The sequence below is a fragment of the Streptomyces sp. cg36 genome (assembly GCF_041080675.1).
Lineage (GTDB): Bacteria > Actinomycetota > Actinomycetes > Streptomycetales > Streptomycetaceae > Streptomyces.
Genome location: NZ_CP163520.1, coordinates 5,702,523 through 5,717,696 on the forward strand (window position 1 = coordinate 5,702,523; position 15,174 = coordinate 5,717,696).

The 15,174-nt window shown below is 73.8% G+C and carries 13 protein-coding genes; 7 read left to right on the top strand and 6 right to left on the bottom strand.

The window, feature by feature from the left end; translation table 11 throughout:
* Positions 1–44 precede the first annotated feature (44 nt).
* The 5 genes from AB5J87_RS25230 (at position 45) to AB5J87_RS25250 (ending at position 6,720) form a co-directional block, all read left to right on the top strand.
* Entirely contained in the window at positions 45–2,027 is a 1,983-nt protein-coding gene (locus tag AB5J87_RS25230; protein WP_369379512.1) for a hypothetical protein, read from the top strand.
* A gap of 37 nt (positions 2,028–2,064) precedes the next feature.
* The gene (gene pelF / locus AB5J87_RS25235; RefSeq protein WP_369379513.1) at positions 2,065–3,639 is read left to right on the top strand and encodes a GT4 family glycosyltransferase PelF; all 1,575 of its coding nucleotides are present in this window, start codon (positions 2,065–2,067) and stop codon (positions 3,637–3,639) included.
* Positions 3,636–5,093, top strand: coding sequence for a hypothetical protein (locus tag AB5J87_RS25240; protein WP_369379515.1), 1,458 nt, complete (start codon positions 3,636–3,638; stop codon positions 5,091–5,093). The genes pelF and AB5J87_RS25240 overlap by 4 nt, the downstream gene beginning before the upstream one ends.
* Before the next feature lie 95 nt (positions 5,094–5,188).
* Complete coding sequence (locus tag AB5J87_RS25245; RefSeq protein WP_369379517.1) at positions 5,189–5,824, top strand: spherulation-specific family 4 protein; 636 nt, start codon at positions 5,189–5,191, stop codon at positions 5,822–5,824.
* The gene (locus AB5J87_RS25250; protein WP_369379518.1) at positions 5,821–6,720 is read left to right on the top strand and encodes an endo alpha-1,4 polygalactosaminidase; all 900 of its coding nucleotides are present in this window, start codon (positions 5,821–5,823) and stop codon (positions 6,718–6,720) included. Before AB5J87_RS25245 ends, AB5J87_RS25250 begins: the two co-directional genes overlap by 4 nt.
* Before the next feature lie 470 nt (positions 6,721–7,190).
* Here AB5J87_RS25250 and AB5J87_RS25255 read toward each other — a convergent pair whose 3' ends face one another.
* Positions 7,191–7,973, bottom strand: coding sequence for an adenosylcobinamide-GDP ribazoletransferase (locus AB5J87_RS25255; protein ID WP_369379520.1), 783 nt, complete (start codon positions 7,971–7,973; stop codon positions 7,191–7,193).
* Between the two features lie 80 nt (positions 7,974–8,053).
* On the opposite strand from AB5J87_RS25255, the gene AB5J87_RS25260 reads away from it, so the two are divergent.
* The gene (locus AB5J87_RS25260) at positions 8,054–8,806 is read left to right on the top strand and encodes a hypothetical protein (protein WP_369379522.1); all 753 of its coding nucleotides are present in this window, start codon (positions 8,054–8,056) and stop codon (positions 8,804–8,806) included.
* Here AB5J87_RS25260 and AB5J87_RS25265 read toward each other — a convergent pair.
* The 4 genes from AB5J87_RS25265 to AB5J87_RS25280 all read right to left on the bottom strand — a co-directional run bounded on the left by AB5J87_RS25265 (position 8,755) and on the right by AB5J87_RS25280 (position 13,668).
* Entirely contained in the window at positions 8,755–9,498 is a 744-nt protein-coding gene (locus tag AB5J87_RS25265) for a hypothetical protein (protein WP_369379524.1), read from the bottom strand. The genes AB5J87_RS25260 and AB5J87_RS25265 overlap by 52 nt on opposite strands.
* Positions 9,495–11,261 carry a phosphatidylglycerol lysyltransferase domain-containing protein gene (locus AB5J87_RS25270; RefSeq protein ID WP_369379525.1) on the bottom strand — a complete coding sequence of 589 codons (1,767 nt, stop codon included), beginning with the start codon at positions 11,259–11,261 and terminating at the stop codon, positions 9,495–9,497. Before AB5J87_RS25270 ends, AB5J87_RS25265 begins: the two co-directional genes overlap by 4 nt.
* Before the next feature lie 84 nt (positions 11,262–11,345).
* Positions 11,346–12,410 carry a nicotinate-nucleotide--dimethylbenzimidazole phosphoribosyltransferase gene (gene cobT, locus AB5J87_RS25275; protein ID WP_369383664.1) on the bottom strand — a complete coding sequence of 355 codons (1,065 nt, stop codon included), beginning with the start codon at positions 12,408–12,410 and terminating at the stop codon, positions 11,346–11,348.
* 73 nt (positions 12,411–12,483) lie between these two features.
* Positions 12,484–13,668 carry a bifunctional adenosylcobinamide kinase/adenosylcobinamide-phosphate guanylyltransferase gene (locus AB5J87_RS25280; protein ID WP_369379526.1) on the bottom strand — a complete coding sequence of 395 codons (1,185 nt, stop codon included), beginning with the start codon at positions 13,666–13,668 and terminating at the stop codon, positions 12,484–12,486.
* A gap of 79 nt (positions 13,669–13,747) precedes the next feature.
* Between AB5J87_RS25280 and AB5J87_RS25285 the strand changes: the two genes are divergently transcribed.
* A complete protein-coding gene (locus tag AB5J87_RS25285; RefSeq protein ID WP_369379527.1) occupies positions 13,748–13,960 on the top strand; it encodes a hypothetical protein in 213 nt (70 codons plus the stop codon).
* Between the two features lie 73 nt (positions 13,961–14,033).
* Here the strand turns inward: AB5J87_RS25285 and AB5J87_RS25290 are convergent, their stop codons facing one another.
* The gene (locus AB5J87_RS25290) at positions 14,034–15,149 is read right to left on the bottom strand and encodes a S1C family serine protease (RefSeq protein WP_369379529.1); all 1,116 of its coding nucleotides are present in this window, start codon (positions 15,147–15,149) and stop codon (positions 14,034–14,036) included.
* Between the last annotated feature and the right edge of the window lie 25 nt (positions 15,150–15,174).

The window sequence follows — 15,174 nt, forward strand, 5'->3', positions numbered from 1 at the left end:
ACCATTCGTACCGTTTAAGGGCGAGTAGAGCCACGGTGGCGCTGATGGCGGCCGGTCTGCTGGCCACGGCTGTTCCGGCGGCCGGGGCGGCCACCGCCGCGATACCCCCGCGCATCGACCTCAAGGTGCTCGTCCTCGACGACGGCGGCAGCGCGGTGGACGCGCTCGTGGCGCAGCTGAGGAGCATCGGACTGCCGTACCAGACGGTGAAGCTGACGGACGCCGGGCGTCCCACGATCGACGCCGCGTTCCTCAGCGACACGGTGAGCGGGCGGCCCCGCGCCAAGTTCCAGGGCGTCATCGCGCCCAACGAGATCCCCTTCGGCTCCGCCGACGCCCCCGAGCAGACCGCGCTCGCCGCGTACGAGAAGACCTTCGGGATCCGCCAGATCGACGCCTACACCTGGGCCCACCCCGAGGTCGGCCTCGACTACACCGACCAGAACGGCGGCTGGGCGGGCGTCCTGGACGGGGCCAGGACCCAGGTCACCGCGGACGGCAAGGCCGGACCGTTCGGCTACCTCGACGGGCCGGTCCTCTTCGAGGACAACTCCCCTTCGGTGTCCGAGAGTTACGGCTACGCGGGCCATCCCCGGGACGGCTACACCAGCTATCTCACCGCCCCCACCGGCGGCTCCCTGGTCGGCGCCTACACCCACGACGGGCGCAGCGAACTGGTCGTCACCTTCGCCTACAACCAGTACCAGGAGCAGTTCCGGGTGCTGGCCCGGGGCATGGTGGAGTGGCTGACCCAGGGCGTGCACCTCGGGCAGAGCCGCAACTACTTCGCGGTCCACGTCGACGACGTCTTCGCGCCGGACGCCCGCTGGGACACCACGCTCAACTGCACGCCGGGCGACTTCGACTGCGCCGGCGGGGCCGGGCAGACCAGCGACATCCGGATGACGGCGGCGGACGCCCAGTACGCCGCCCAGTGGGAGCAGGCCAACGGCTTCACCCTCGACCTGCTGTACAACGCGGGATCCGGCGAGGAGTGGAAGGCGGAGAACGGCGGCACCGACGCCCTCACCACCCAACTGCTGGCCGACAAGGCCAAGTTCCGCTGGGAGAACCACACCTACACGCACGAGTTCCTCGGCTGCGTCCAGGACACCGGCACCGTGCCCTGGACCTGCGCGAAGAACGTCGACGGCAGCACCAAGTGGGTCTCCCGGAGCGACATCGCCGGCCAGATCACCAACAACTACAACTGGGGCGTCCAAAAGGGCCTCCCGGTCGACCGCACCGAGCTGGTCACCGGCGAGCACTCCGGTCTGAAGACCCTGCCGCAGCAGCCCCAGGACAACCCCAACCTGGCCGGCGGGCTCCAGGACGCCGGGGTCAAGTGGACCGGCAGCGACAACTCGCGCGAGCCCCAGCAGCGCCCGGTCGGCAACGCCCTCACGGTGCCCCGCTACCCGATGAACGTGTACTACAACGTCGGCAAGGCCGCCGAGATGACCGACGAGTACAACTGGATCTACACGTCCAAGGCGGACGGCGGCAGCGGACTCTGCGAGAACAACCCGACGTCCACCTGTCTGCCCGCGCCGCTGGACACCGCCACCGGCTACCAGTCCTACATCGTCCCCCAGGAGGCCGCGACCGCCCTGCGCCACGTGCTCGGCAACGACCCGAAGCCGCACTACGTGCACCAGTCCAACCTCGCCGAGGAGCGGATCCTCTACCCGGTCCTCGACAAGGTGCTCGGCGACTACCGCGCGCTGTTCGCGGACAGCGCCCCCGTCGTCAACCTGCGGCAGCGGGACATCGGCACCGAACTCAGCCGCCAGGCCGCCTGGGCCAAGGCCCTCGCGGACGGCAAGGTCACCGCGTACCGCATCGGCACCGCGGTGACCGTCCAGGGCCCGTCGGGCGTGGTGGCACCCATCACCGCCCCGGAGGGCACCAAGCAGCAACAAGTCCTCGGTACCACCGTGTTCGGCACGCCGTACGCGGGTCAGCGCTCCGCCTGGTCCTCACCCGGACTCCTCCAGGCGGCGATCACGCTGAAGCTTCCGGCCTGACCAGCCGACTGACATTCGCTGTCCAGGGGGGACACCAATGCCGAGCAGTGGCCGTCACGTCACCATGCTCACGGAAGGCACCTATCCGCACATCCACGGAGGCGTCAGCACCTGGTGCGACCAGCTCGTGCGCGGTATGCCGGAGGTCGACTTCAACGTCCTGGCCCTCACCGGCAACGGCCGCGAGCCGGTCACCTGGGAGCTGCCGCCGAACGTGTACCGGCACACCGCGTTCCCGCTGTGGGGACCGGCGCCGACGCGACGGCCACTCCTCGGCAAGGAGCGGCGCCGCTTCATAGACGTCTATGAGCGGTTCCTGCTCTCGATGCTCGACCCCGAGTCCGGCTGCAACTTCGCCCAGGGGCTCTACTCCCTGGCGCGGCTGGCTCGGGCCGGGCGGCTCTCCACCGCACTGCGCTCGGAGGCCGCCCTGCGGTCGCTCATGTGGATCTGGACCATGCCGCACCTCCAGATAGCCACCGCACGGCCCACCGTGCACGACGCCCTGACCGCCACCGACCTGCTCGAACACGCGCTGCGCCCGCTGGCCGCCCGGCTCCCGGAGGACTGTGTGGCCCACGCGGTCAGCAGCGGCCTCGCCACCCTGCCCGCGCTCGCCGCCCAGCATCTGGACGGCGTTCCCTTTCTCCTCACCGAACACGGCATCTACCTGCGCGAACGCTATCTCGGCTACCGCACGGGGGAGCAGACCTGGCCGGTGAAATCGGTGATCCTCAGCTTCTACCGCGAGCTCAACTCGATGGGCTACCGCCAGGCCGATCTGATCACCCCCTGCAACCAGTACAACCGCCGCTGGGAAGAGCGCGGCGGCGCCCCGGCGGACCGCATCAGGACCGTCTACAACGGAGTCGACCCCAACCTCTTCCCGCACGCCGGCCCCGACCCCGCGATCCCCACCCTCAGCTGGTGCGGCCGGATCGACCCCATCAAGGACCTGGAGACCCTGATCCGGGCGTACGCCATGGTCCGCGCCGAACTGCCCGAGGTGCGGCTGCGGCTCTTCGGCCCCGTACCGGCGGGCAACGCGGACTACCGCACCACGCTGGAGAAGCTCGCCGCCGAACTCGGCGTGACCGACGGCATCAGCTACGAGGGCCGCGTCAGCGACGTCGCGAGCGCCTACGCGGCGGGGAGCGTGGTGATGCTCTCCAGCATCAGCGAGGGCTTCCCCTTCTCCATCATCGAAGCCATGTCCTGCGGCCGGGCCACGGTCTCCACCGACGTCGGCGGGGTGCGCGAGGCCGTCGGCGACGCCGGACTCGTGGTCCCGCCGCGCGAGCCCGCGCTGATGGCCGAGGCCACCCTCACCCTGCTGCGGGACGACGCCCGCCGCGCCGAACTGGGCGCGCGGGCCCGCAGCCGGGTCGTCGACCAGTTCACCCTGCACCGCTCGGTGGACGGCTTCCGCAAGATCTACCTGGAGCTGGCCGGCCGCCCCGAGCCCGCCCCCCGGTACGCCACCGCGCCCTGCCCCACCCCGCAGTACAGCGGGGCCCGGCCGCGCGCCGAGCGCCCCGAGTCGGACGACTGGACGCTCCAGCTCACCGACCCCTGGTACCGGGAGCTGGCGTCGGACGGATCCGTCTGGTGAGCGGCTCGCTCTGGCTCGGCAAGGAGGGGCAGGACACCCTGCCCTACATCCCCCGCCAGCGGCCGAAGGCCGCCCCCGCCGACGACCCCATGGACGAACTCGCCACCCGGCTCGAAGAGTTGATAGCCGCCGCCGTCCATCCCGACGAGGTCGCCGCGATCCTCGAATCCGACGGGATGACCGACGCGCACATCCGCACCACCTACGGCCGCCACGACTCCTTCGCCCTCGCCGAGGAGCTCTACGCGCGCGTGGAGCGCCGCTACCCGTCCGCCACGGACGCCGCCGCCGACCCCTGGCACACCTCCCTGGCCGCCTGTCTGCTGCGCGGCCTGGTCTTCGCCCTGCCCGGCCTCGCCTACGTCCTGGGGGCGCCGCTGCTCGCGGGCCCGCCCGACAGCAGGGGGCTGCCCTCCGGCACCGTCCCGCTGCTGGCCGCCGCCATCACCGGCTGGGTGTGGAACCAGGGGCTCTCCCACCGGACCTACGTCTGGCTCGGCCTGGGCGACCGGCCCGCCGCGGCCCGCGCGCTGCGCAGCGGGGCGCCGCTGGGCGCGCTGCTCAGCGCGCTGGCCGCACTGGCGGCGGCCGGTCCCGGCGAGCTGGGCACCGCCTGGTTCGCCGCCGGGCAGGCGCTCTACCTGGGCGCGGCCACCGTCCTGCTGACGCTCGGCCGCGAACGCGACCTGCTGTACGCGCTGCTGCCGATGGCCGCGGGCGCCGCGCTCACCCTCCCGTACGACCTGTCCGAGGCCGCGCGGACCGGGCTGCTGCTGCTCTCGCTCGGCGCGGCGGCGGTGTTCGCGGGCCGCGCCGTCGCCGCGGCCGGACCGGGCGGCGGCGCGGCGGCGCGGAGCCGGTCCGGCCCGCCGCTCACGGCGTCCCTGCCGTCCGCGCTGTTCGGGCTCGGCACCGGGCTGTTGGTGCTCTACGCGGCCGTCGGGGACGTCCTGGCCGACGGGGCGGGCTCCGCGGTGGCCGCGCCCTCGGCGGTGGCGCTCACCCTGAGCATGGGGCCCGCCGAATGGCTGCTGTACCGGTTCCGCAGCGAGAGCGCGGCCGGGCTGCGCGCCAGCACCACAGCGCACGGCTTCCGCCGCACCATCGTGTCCGCCATCGCCGTCTGCCTGGCCGGATACCTGGTGGTGCTCTGCGGGCTCACCGTCACCGGGACGCTGCTGTGGCCCGGCGCCCCCCACCTCGGCGCCGGGCGCCTCACCGGCCTGCTGCTCACCGGCACCGTCCTGTGGACCGCACTGCTGCTCCAGTCCTTCGGCGCGGTGCGCAGCGCCGCCGCCGTGTGCTGCGCGGCGGCCGGTGTCCAGGTGGTCTGCCTGGCGACCGGGACGGGCCACCCGCGGGTGGTCGGGCCGCTGGTGGCGGGCGCGGCGGCGGTGGTGCTCGCCGCGCTGGTGGCCGCGCTGCTGGGCAGGGCGACGGCGCACCGGGTATGAACGAACCGGCGGGTCCGACCACGACACCCGGCAGGACCGCACACCAAGCCACGCCCGGCGGCGCCGGGCGCACCAGGACGGAAGTCACGCACCCCATGCCCCGCAACCTCCTCGTCCCGTTCTACGACCACCCCGCCGACCGCCCCGACGCCTGGGAGGCGCTGATCGCGGCGGCCCCCCGGCTGTACGGGGTGGTGCTCAACCCGGCCAGCGGCGCGGGCGGGGCGCCGGACTCCGCGTTCGCCGCGGCGGCGGCCCGGCTGCGCGACGCCGGCGTCCCCGTCCTCGGGTACGCGGACACCGGCTACGGCCGCCGCCCGCACGCCGACGTGGTGCGCGACCTGCTGCGCCACCGCGACTGGTACGGCGCGGACGGCGCCTTCCTCGACCAGGCGGCCACCGCGCCCGAGCTGCTCCCGCACTACCGCAGGCTCGCCGTCGCCGCCCGCGGGGCCGGGGCCCGCACCCTGGTCCTCAACCACGGCACCCACCCCGACCCCGGCTACGCCGACCTCGCCGACCTGCTCGTCACGTACGAGGGCACCTGGGCGACCTATCCGCAGGTCCGGGTCCCGCAGTGGACCCGGGACCATCCGCCGGAGCGCTTCTGCCACCTCGTGTACGCCGCCCCGCCCGGCGCCCGCCCCCGCACCCCCGTGCACTGCGCGGTGCCGGGCGGCGCCCCGCACCCGTGGGGTACCCTGCCGCACCTCCTGGAGCCCGCCCGATGAACCGCTCCCGCCGTCTGCTGCTGCCCGTGGCCCTGCTGGCGCTGCTGCTCGCCGGGTGCTCCTCCTCGTCCGACGACGACGCGGGGCCCGACGAGAGCGACAACGCGGCGCCGACCAGGGCCCCGTCCGCCCCGGCCACCACGCCCGGCCGCTCCGCGCCGCCGTCCCCCTCCGCCACGCCCTCCGGGCCCGCGCACCGCCGCTGGCAGCCCCGGCCGGGGGTGGCCTGGCAGTGGCAGCTCACCGGGAAACTGGATCCGACCGTGGACGTACCGGTGTACGACGTCGACGGGTTCAACGTCTCCAAGGCGCAGGTCGACGATCTGCACCGGCGCGGGCGCAAGGTGATCTGCTACGTGTCGACGGGCGCCTGGGAGGACTTCCGCCCCGACGCCGGGCGCTTCCCCAAGTCGGTGCTGGGCAAGGGCAACGGCTGGAAGGGCGAGCGCTGGCTGGACGTCCGCCGCACCGACGTGCTGGGCCCGCTGATGGCCGCGCGGTTCGACATGTGCCGGGCCAAGGGGTTCGACGCGGTCGAGCCGGACAACATGGACGGCTACGACAACGAGAGCGGGTTCCCCCTGACGGGGGAGGAGCAGCTGGCCTACAACCGCCTGATCGCGCGGCTCGCCCACGACCGGGGTCTGGCGGTCGGCCTCAAGAACGACCTCGACCAGATCCCGCAGCTGGTGGGGGACTTCGACTTCGCGGTCAACGAGCAGTGCGCGGAGTTCGGGGAGTGCGGGGTGCTGGGGGCGTTCACGCGGGCGGGGAAGGCGGTGTTCCACGTCGAGTACGACAAGGCGCCGGCGGATTTCTGTGCGGTGGGGAGGGGGTTGGGGCTGAGCTCGATGAAGAAGGAGCTGGAACTGGGGGTATGGCGCAGCCCGTGCTGACGCTGTGGGCGGGGTGTCCGTCCGCGCCCCGGTGCCGGGTTGCTCGCGCAGTTCCTCGCGCCCCTGGGAAACCCGTCTTCGTCTGCGGGTCGTGGTCGCTTCTCGCGCAGTTCCCCGCGCCCCTGAAAACCCTCGTTCGTCTGCGGGCTGTGGTCGCTCTTCGCGCAGTTCCTCGCGCCCCTGGGAAACCCGCCTTTGTCTGCGGGGCGGTGGTGGGTTGCTCGCGCAGTTCCCCGCGCCCCTAAAGCGTGGGGCTGAGCTCGGTTCTTCGGCTGCCTGGTACCCCGTAGGGGCGCCGGGGCAGCCGAAACGACCGGCTCAGCCACCGGCTTTCAAGGGGCGCGGGGAACTGCGCGACCAGCCGCGCACGGCCCGCAGACGAAGTCCCTGCCGGTAAGGGGCGCGGGGAACTGCGCGAGGAGCGACCGCCGGGCCGCAGGCGACGACCGGGGCCCACAGGGCCGCAGGCCCTACCCCCTGCCCAGGGCGGACACCAGCAGCGCCGCCGTTGCCGCTGTCTCGGCCACCGCCCCGAACACATCCCCCGTCACCCCACCGAACCGCCGCACGCAGTGCACGAGCAGCAGCTGGGCGGCGAGCACCCCCGCCGCCAGCGCCAGCGCCTGGTGCAGGGCCGCCCCGCGGCCGAGCGCCGCCCCGGCCCCCGCCGCACACCCCGCCGCGGCCAGCACCGCGACCCCCGCCGCCGCCCGCCGGGGCACCGCGCCCGCGACCGCCGCGCCCAGCCCGTCGGGCCGGGCCGGGGGCACGCCGGGGCGGCAGGCGAGGGTGAGGGCGAGCCGGGCGGTGACGGCCGCGACGGCCGCCGCCACCGCGCCCCGCGCCCAGCTCTGCGCGTACAGCTCGGCCACCACGGCCACCTGGCCGAGCAGCACGAAGACCAGGGTGAGTACCCCGAACGGCCCGATGTCCGACTGCTTCATGATCCGCAGCGCGTCCGCCGCGGGCTTGGCGCTGCCCAGCCCGTCGGCCACGTCCGCCAGGCCGTCCAGGTGCAGCCCCCGGGTGAGGGCGGCCGGGACGGCGGCGGTGGCGACGGCGGCGGGCAGCGGGCCCGCGCCCAGGAGCAGCAGCAGGCCGCCGACGGCCGCGGCGGACAGCCCGACGACCAGTCCGGCCACCGGGGCCCAGAGCATTCCGGCGCGGGCGGCCGGGCGGTCCCAGCGGGTGACCCTGACCGGGAGCACGGTGAGGGTGCCGAAGGCGAAGCGGAGGCCGTCCAAGGGATTCATCGGCCGCAGGCTATCCCGAGCGCGGCCCCCGCCCCCACCGGGGTAAATTGCGCATACGGCGCACAACGGGAGCGGATGCGATGAGCTGGTTCAACCGCAACTTCGTGGAGCCGGGAAAGCTTCCGCTGCTGCTCGCCCTGGCGTCGTTCGTGCTGACCTTCCTCGTCACCCGGACGATCACCCGGCTGATCCGGGCCGGGCGGGGCCCGTTCCGCAACATCAAGCCGGGCGGGCTGCACATCCACCACGTGGTGCCCGGGGTGATCCTGACCGTACTCGGCGGGTTCGGGGCGGTCGCCAGCGGGCGGCACGGGATCGGCGCCTGTCTCTTCGCGGTGGTCTTCGGGGTCGGCGCGGGCCTGGTCCTGGACGAGTTCGCGCTGATCCTGCACCTGGACGACGTCTACTGGACCGAGCAGGGCCGCAAGAGCGTCGAGGTGGTGGTGCTCACGGCGGCCCTGGTGCTGCTGACCCTGGGCGGGTTCTCGCCGCTCGGCGTGAACGACATGTCGACACAGGAGCGGCACGACCGGGCGTCGTTCATCCTCACCCTCTGGATCAACTTCTGCTTCGTGCTGCTGGCGCTCTTCAAGGGCAAGTTCCGGCTCGCCATCGTGGGCACGCTCGTCCCGTTCGTGGCGCTGGTCGCCGCGATCCGGCTGGCCCGGCCCGGCTCGATGTGGGCCCGCCGCTTCTACCGCCGCAGGCCGCGCGCCCGGGCCCGGTCCCTGCTGCGGGTCTACCGGCACGACCGGCGCTGGACGCGGCTGCGCCGCCGGGCTCAGGACTTCATCGGGGGCGCCCCGGACAGGCTGCCGGTGCGCCGGTCCTGACGGGCGCGCTCGCGCCTGCGCCGCTGGCGCACCGAGGTGATCCAGCAGAGCACCGCCACCGCGACCATGGCGGCGATGTGCTCCTTGCCCGCGAGGTTGTCCTTGAGGAGCACCTCGCCGACCATCGCCAGGGCGACCACCCCGGCCGTCCAGTACGCCCGGTAGCGCCAGCAGACGTACAGGGCGAGCCCGACCACCGCGGCCGAGGGGCCCGTGTCGACCATCTTCGCGTCCGAGGCGGGCAGCCCCAGCGGCCCGTCGGGGCCGAGCGCGATGCCCACGCGCGCGTACATGGTGCCGGCCAGCGTCGCCGCGTACGCGATCAGCAGGGTGTGGCGGCGGCCGATGCAGATCTCCGCGATGCCGAAGACCAGCAGGAGCTGGCCGAGCGCGCCCCACACCGGCAGGTCGAGGGCGGGCACGAACAGGGAGAGCGGGGTGCGCAGGAGCGAGATCCACAGCGCGTCCTCGGCCTTGACCGAGCCGAGCACCTGGACCGGGCGGAAGCCCCAGGGCTGGTTCTGGACGAGCTGGAACAACGATGTCAGGACGACCGCGCACAGGGTCATCGGGACCGCCCGCCAGCGCTGGGTGCTCAGCGCGTAGCGGACGGCCAGGTAGAGCGGGCCCCACTCCCGTCGGACGAACCGGCGTACTGGTCCGTTGGCCGGCCGGGAGCGGGGGAGCCTCACCTCTGGGACTCCAGGTGCTTGCGGTGCAGCCACTTGGGCAGCCCGGGCGCCTCCAGGAAGCCCTCCGCGCGCGCCGACGCGATCGCGATGCGCGGCAGGTCGGCGCTCTTCTCGAAGAGGGTGAACCGGGGTTCCCAGATCGGCCGGTACTTGGCGTTGGCGCGGTACAGCGACTCGATCTGCCACCAGCGGGAGAAGAAGCTCAGCAGCGAGCGCCAGAGCCGCAGCACGGGGCCCGCGCCGAGCTTGGAGCCCCGCTCGAAGACGGAGCGGAACATCGCGAAGTTCAGCGAGACCTGGGTGGTCCCGATCTCCTTGGCGCGCTGGAGGAGCTCGATGACCATGAACTCGACCAGGCCGTTCTCCGACTCGCGGTCGCGGCGCATCAGGTCCAGCGAGAGCCCGTGCGGGCCCCACGGCACGAAGCTGAGCAGTGCGCGCAGCTCGCCCTCGGCGTCGGTGCACTCCAGCATCACGCACTGGCCGTCGGCGGGGTCGCCCAGTCGGCCCAGCGCCATGGAGAAGCCGCGCTCGGTGGCCCCGTCGCGCCAGTCGTCGGCCTTGCGCAGCAGTTCGCTCATCTCATCGGCAGGAATGTCCGCATGACGGCGGATCCTCACCTCGTACCCGGCCCGCTTCACCCGGTTGTACGCCTGGCGGACCGTCCGCATGGCCCGGCCGTCCAGCGTGAACTCGGCGATCTCCACGATCGCCTCGTCGCCCATCTCCAGGGCGTCCAGGCCGTGCCGGGCGTAGACGGTGCCCGCCTCCTCGCTGGCGCCGGTCACCGCCGGGATCCAGCCGTGCTCACGGGCCTCGGCCAGCCAGGGCTCGATGGCGCCGGGCCATGCCTCGGGGTCGCCGATGGGGTCGCCGGAGGCCAGCGAGACGCTGTTGATCACGCGGTAGGTGACGGCGGCCTTGCCGGTGGGGGACCAGATGACGCTCTTCTCGCGGCGCAGCGCGAAGTAGCCGAGCGAGTCGCGCTCGCCCTGCTTCTCCAGGAGCGCGCGCAGCTTCTCCTCGTCCTCCACGGTGATCGGGTCGACGGCCTTGCGGTTGCGGAAGGCGGCGTAGATCACGGCGATGAGCAGCAGCGTGGAGAGCACGTTGATGGTGACGTCGACCCAGCCGGGGGTGTCGATGCCGGTGATGTCGTGGTCGTCCGGCACCAGCGAGACGAGCCGCATCACGCCGTACCGCCAGCGCCCCAGGAACGTGGAGTGCTCGGCGCCCTGGTACGTGTTGGTCACGGTCACCAGGAGCGCGGCGACCAGCGACGTCAGCAGCAGCCCGCCGGCCGCGACGATCGCCGCCAGCCTCGGGTTGGCGCGGTCGCCCTTGGCGTAGAACTCGCGGCGGCCCAGCAGCAGCGCCGCCACGAAGGCGGCGGTCAGCACCAGGGAGACCCAGTTCTGCGGGTACTGGCGGATCTCCGGGAAGACCATGACGAAGGCGAACAGCAGCAGGACCAGGCCGCTGAGCACCATGTTGAGGATCCACGCGGCCCGCTTGCGGCGGCGCATCGTGACGGCGAGGAACAGCGTGACCACGCCCGAGGCGAACCCCGCGTCCAGCAGGTACGGCGTGAAGTAGTTGTCCGTGTTGTGGCGCCGAAGGTCCTGGCCGAACGAAACCCATACGGCGCTCAGGAAGTTGATGAACGTCACGGCTCGCAGGTACCAGACGGCGAATGCCGCACTGCGTCGCGACCGGACGGTGCTCCGGTCCAATCCTTCGGTGGTCAAGCGGACTTCTCCCATGAAACGCGATCATATGGGGCGGTGGACATCGCGCGTCATGGCGGTCGGCACCGCGGCCGGGCGGTGCCCGGCCGCGGTCCCGGCTCAGTCGTCGGCGCGATCCCCCTCGGGCTCCGCGCGCTCGGGCAGCTCCGCGGCCAGGGCGGCTGCGGCCTGTACGAGAGGAAGAGCGAGCAGGGCCCCGGTTCCTTCACCGACAGTGACGCCCTGGTCGAGCAGAGGGTTGAGTGCCATCCGGTCCAGTGCCTTGGACTGCCCCGGCTCACCGCTCAGCTGACCGGCCAGCCACCAGTCCGGAGCCCGGAAGGCGGCCCGCTGGGCCACCAGCGCACAGGCCGACGAGACCACCCCGTCGAGGATGACCGGCATTCGGCGCACCGCGCACTGAAGCAGAAAACCGGTGGTCGCGGCAAGGTCGGCGCCGCCGACCGCCGCCAGCAGCTCCAGCTGGTCGCCGAGAACCGGCCGCGCCCGGCGCAGCGCGTCCCGGATCGCCGCGCACTTGCGCATCCACGCCAGGTCGTCGATGGCGGCCCCGCCACGCCCGGTCACCACCGAGGCGTCGGTGCCGCACAGCGCCGCGATCAGGGTCGCCGCCGCCGTGGTGCCGCCCACGCTGAGGTCGCCCAGCACCACCAGGTCGGTGCCGGAGTCGGCCTCCTCGTCGGCGATCCGCATCCCGAGGCGGACGGCCTCCTCGGCCTCCGCCACGCTCAGCGCGTCCTCGACGTCGATGCGCCCGCTGCCGCGCCGCACCCGGTGCCGTACGACCTCCTCGGGCAGCAGCTCCGGGTCGCAGTCCAGACCCGCGTCCACCACCCGTACGGGGACGCCCAGGCGCCGGGCCAGTACGGAGACGGGGCCCGCGCCGTCCAGGACGGACCGCACCAGGGCGTGGGCGGAGCCCGCCGGGCGCGCGGAGACGCCCAGCCCGGCCACGCCGTGGTCGCCCGCGAAGAGGACCACGCGCGGGTGCTCGATGGGTTTGACCGGAACCGTGCCCTGCGCGGCGGAGAGCCACTCGCCCAGCTCGTCGAGCCGGCCGAGCGCGCCGGAGGGCACGGTCAGCCGCTCCCGGCGTTCCTCGGCGTCACGCCGCACACCGCTGTCGGGGCGTTCGATCAGATCGGAGAAGTCGTCGAGATTCAGCCTGCTCATTCGCTGAACAGTACCGGCAGCGCGGGGCTCTCCCGCCGGTGGTGCGGCAAGATCGCGCCCCGGCTCAGCCGCGCAGCACCAGCGCCTGCCCCGCGACCACGAGCAGCACCTGTTCGCACTCCGCCGCGACCGCCGCGTTCAGCCGCCCCAGCTCGTCCCGGAACATCCGCCCGGACCGGGTCGCGGGCACCACGCCCGAGCCCACCTCGTTGCTGACGAACACCACGGACCTGGGCGTCGCCCGGACCGCCGCGACCAGCTCGGCCATCCGCCCGCGCACCGCGTCCGGCACCTTCTCCGCCTCCCACGCCCCGGCCCGGTCCAGCGCGTCCGTCAGCCACAGCGCCAGACAGTCCACCAGCAGCGCGGGCCCCTGCCCGGCCAGCAGCGGCACCAGCTCGCAGGTCTCCTCGGTGCGCCAGGCGCCGGGCCGCCGCTCGCGGTGCAGCCCGATCCGCGCCGCCCACTCCGGGTCCCCCTCCCGGGTGCCGCCGGTGGCCACGTACACCACCTCCGGGAACGTCTCCAGACGGCGCTCGGCCTCCACCGACTTGCCCGAGCGGGCGCCGCCGAGGACCAGGGTGCGGCGCGGCAGGTCGGGCACCGCGTGGTACTCCCCGACGACCAGCGTCGTCCCGTCCGGCACCGCCCGCGCCCCGGCCGCCGCGAGCCGCCGCGCCAGCTCCGGGCCGGGCGGCACGTCGTGGCCGATGTGCACCGCGACCACATCGGTGGCCGGGCCCACGGCCCCGGCGGCGCGCAGCCGCGCCAGCGCGTCCGGCCGCCCCAGCACGTCACCGGCCACCATGTCGTACGGACGCCCCTCGGCCAGCCCCGACGGCGCCCCGCCCGGCGGCAGGTAGAGCAGCCGCTCGCCCTCCGGCGAGGTCACCTCGTACCCCGTGCCCGGCGCGTCCATCGGCACCGCCCGCACCCGGTGCCCGCTGATCAGCGTCAGCACCCGGCCGTCCGGTACCCGCCCCGCCGACGGCAGCCCGGGCGGCAGCTCCACGGCCGGGCCGTCGTGCGGATGGGTGAGCAGGACCTGGCGCACCCCGGCCAGCGAGCGCCCGGCCCGGGCGGCGGCCAGCGCGGCGCCCGGGGTGAGGTCGAGCAGCAGGGCGCCGTCGAGCAGCAGCGAGGTCGCGCCGCGCGCCCGCTCGCCGAGGGCCGAGGCGCACGCGGCGCAGGGGCAGTCGGGGCGCGGCAGCCCGTCGGGGGCTCCGGTGCCGAGGAGAGTCAGTTCCACGAAGACGATCCTCCCGCGTCACCGCTGTCGGTGCGCGCCCGGCTACGCTGCGGGCAGCAACGTGACCCGGGAGGCGCACATGGCGTGGACGTGGCGATTCGAGAAGTCCGACGGGACGGAGGTCGAGCCGGCGGTGGCGCCGGAGGAGTTCACCACCCAGGGCGACGCGGAGTCCTGGATCGGTGAGGTCTGGAAGGACCTGATGGAGGGCGGCGCGGACCAGGTGCGCCTCTTCGAGGACGGCACCGAGATCTACGGCCCGATGAGCCTGCACGCGGCGGCCGAAGCCTGACGGCCCCGGCGGGCCCCGGCCCGTACGGCGGCGCCCGCGGACCCGTTGGTCCGCGGGCGCCGCCGGAGCCGCCCTAGATCTCGCCCAGCGTGACCTGGACGGTCTTGGCGGCGCCGCCCCGCGCGTACGTCACCTGGACGGTCTGGCCGGGCCGGTCGGCGGCCAGCGCCTCGGAGAGCGAGGTGATCGTGGTGATGTCGGTGTCACCGACCTTGGTGATGACGTCCCCGGCCCGCAGCCCCGCCCTGTCGGCCGCCCCGTCCCGCTTCACCTCGACGACGGCCACGCCCGCGGGCCGGTACGAGGAGTCCACGACCGTGCGCGCGGTGACGCCGAGCGCCGCCCGGCCCGAGTCGGTCACCTTGCCGCTCCTGACGATCTGGTCGGCGACCGTCTTCACCATCGAGGACGGGATGGCGAACCCGATGCCCGGGGCCGCGCTGCCGCCCATGTCCGGGTCGGTCGCGGCCAGCGTCGGGATGCCGATGACCTCGCTGTTCAGATTGACCAGCGCGCCCCCGCTGTTGCCCGGGTTGATCGCCGCCGAGGTCTGCACCATGTTGCCGATGGTGGCGCCGGTGCCGCCGCCCGACGGGCTCTCCGTCACGGTCCGGCCGGTCGCCGAGACGATGCCCTGGGTGACGCTGCTGGACAGGCCCAGCGGGGAGCCCATGGCCAGGACGATCTGGCCCATCTCCACCTTCGAGGAGTCGCCGAACCTGGCCGGCTTCAGCCCCTTCGGGACCGAGTCCAGCTTGATCACCGCCAGGTCCTGCTCCGGATAGGCCGCCACCAGCTTGGCGCCGAGCGAGCCGCCGCCGGTGGCGGTGGACACCTTGAAGGTGTTCTCGCCGCCCACCACGTGCGCGTTGGTCACCACATGGCCCTGGGTGTCGTAGACGATCCCGGAGCCCAGGCTGTCGGCCGCGTCGATCTGCACGACCGAGGGCAGTACGTCCTTGATCACCCGCTCGTAGTCGGCCTGGAGGGCGTTGCCGTCGGCCTTCGCGGGCGCCTGCGGCTTCTGGGGGGCCGCCGGGTTCGCCGCCGCGTCGGCCCGCGCGGGGGCGGAGCGGCCGGCGCCCGGGCCGGAGCCGGAGCAGCCGGCCAGCAGGGCGGCGGCGCACAGGGCCGCGGCCACGGGCGGGAACGACCGGCGGACCCGGTCGCGGTTCACGGATCCATCCATGTTCCGCAGTATCGCGCCGGGCCCG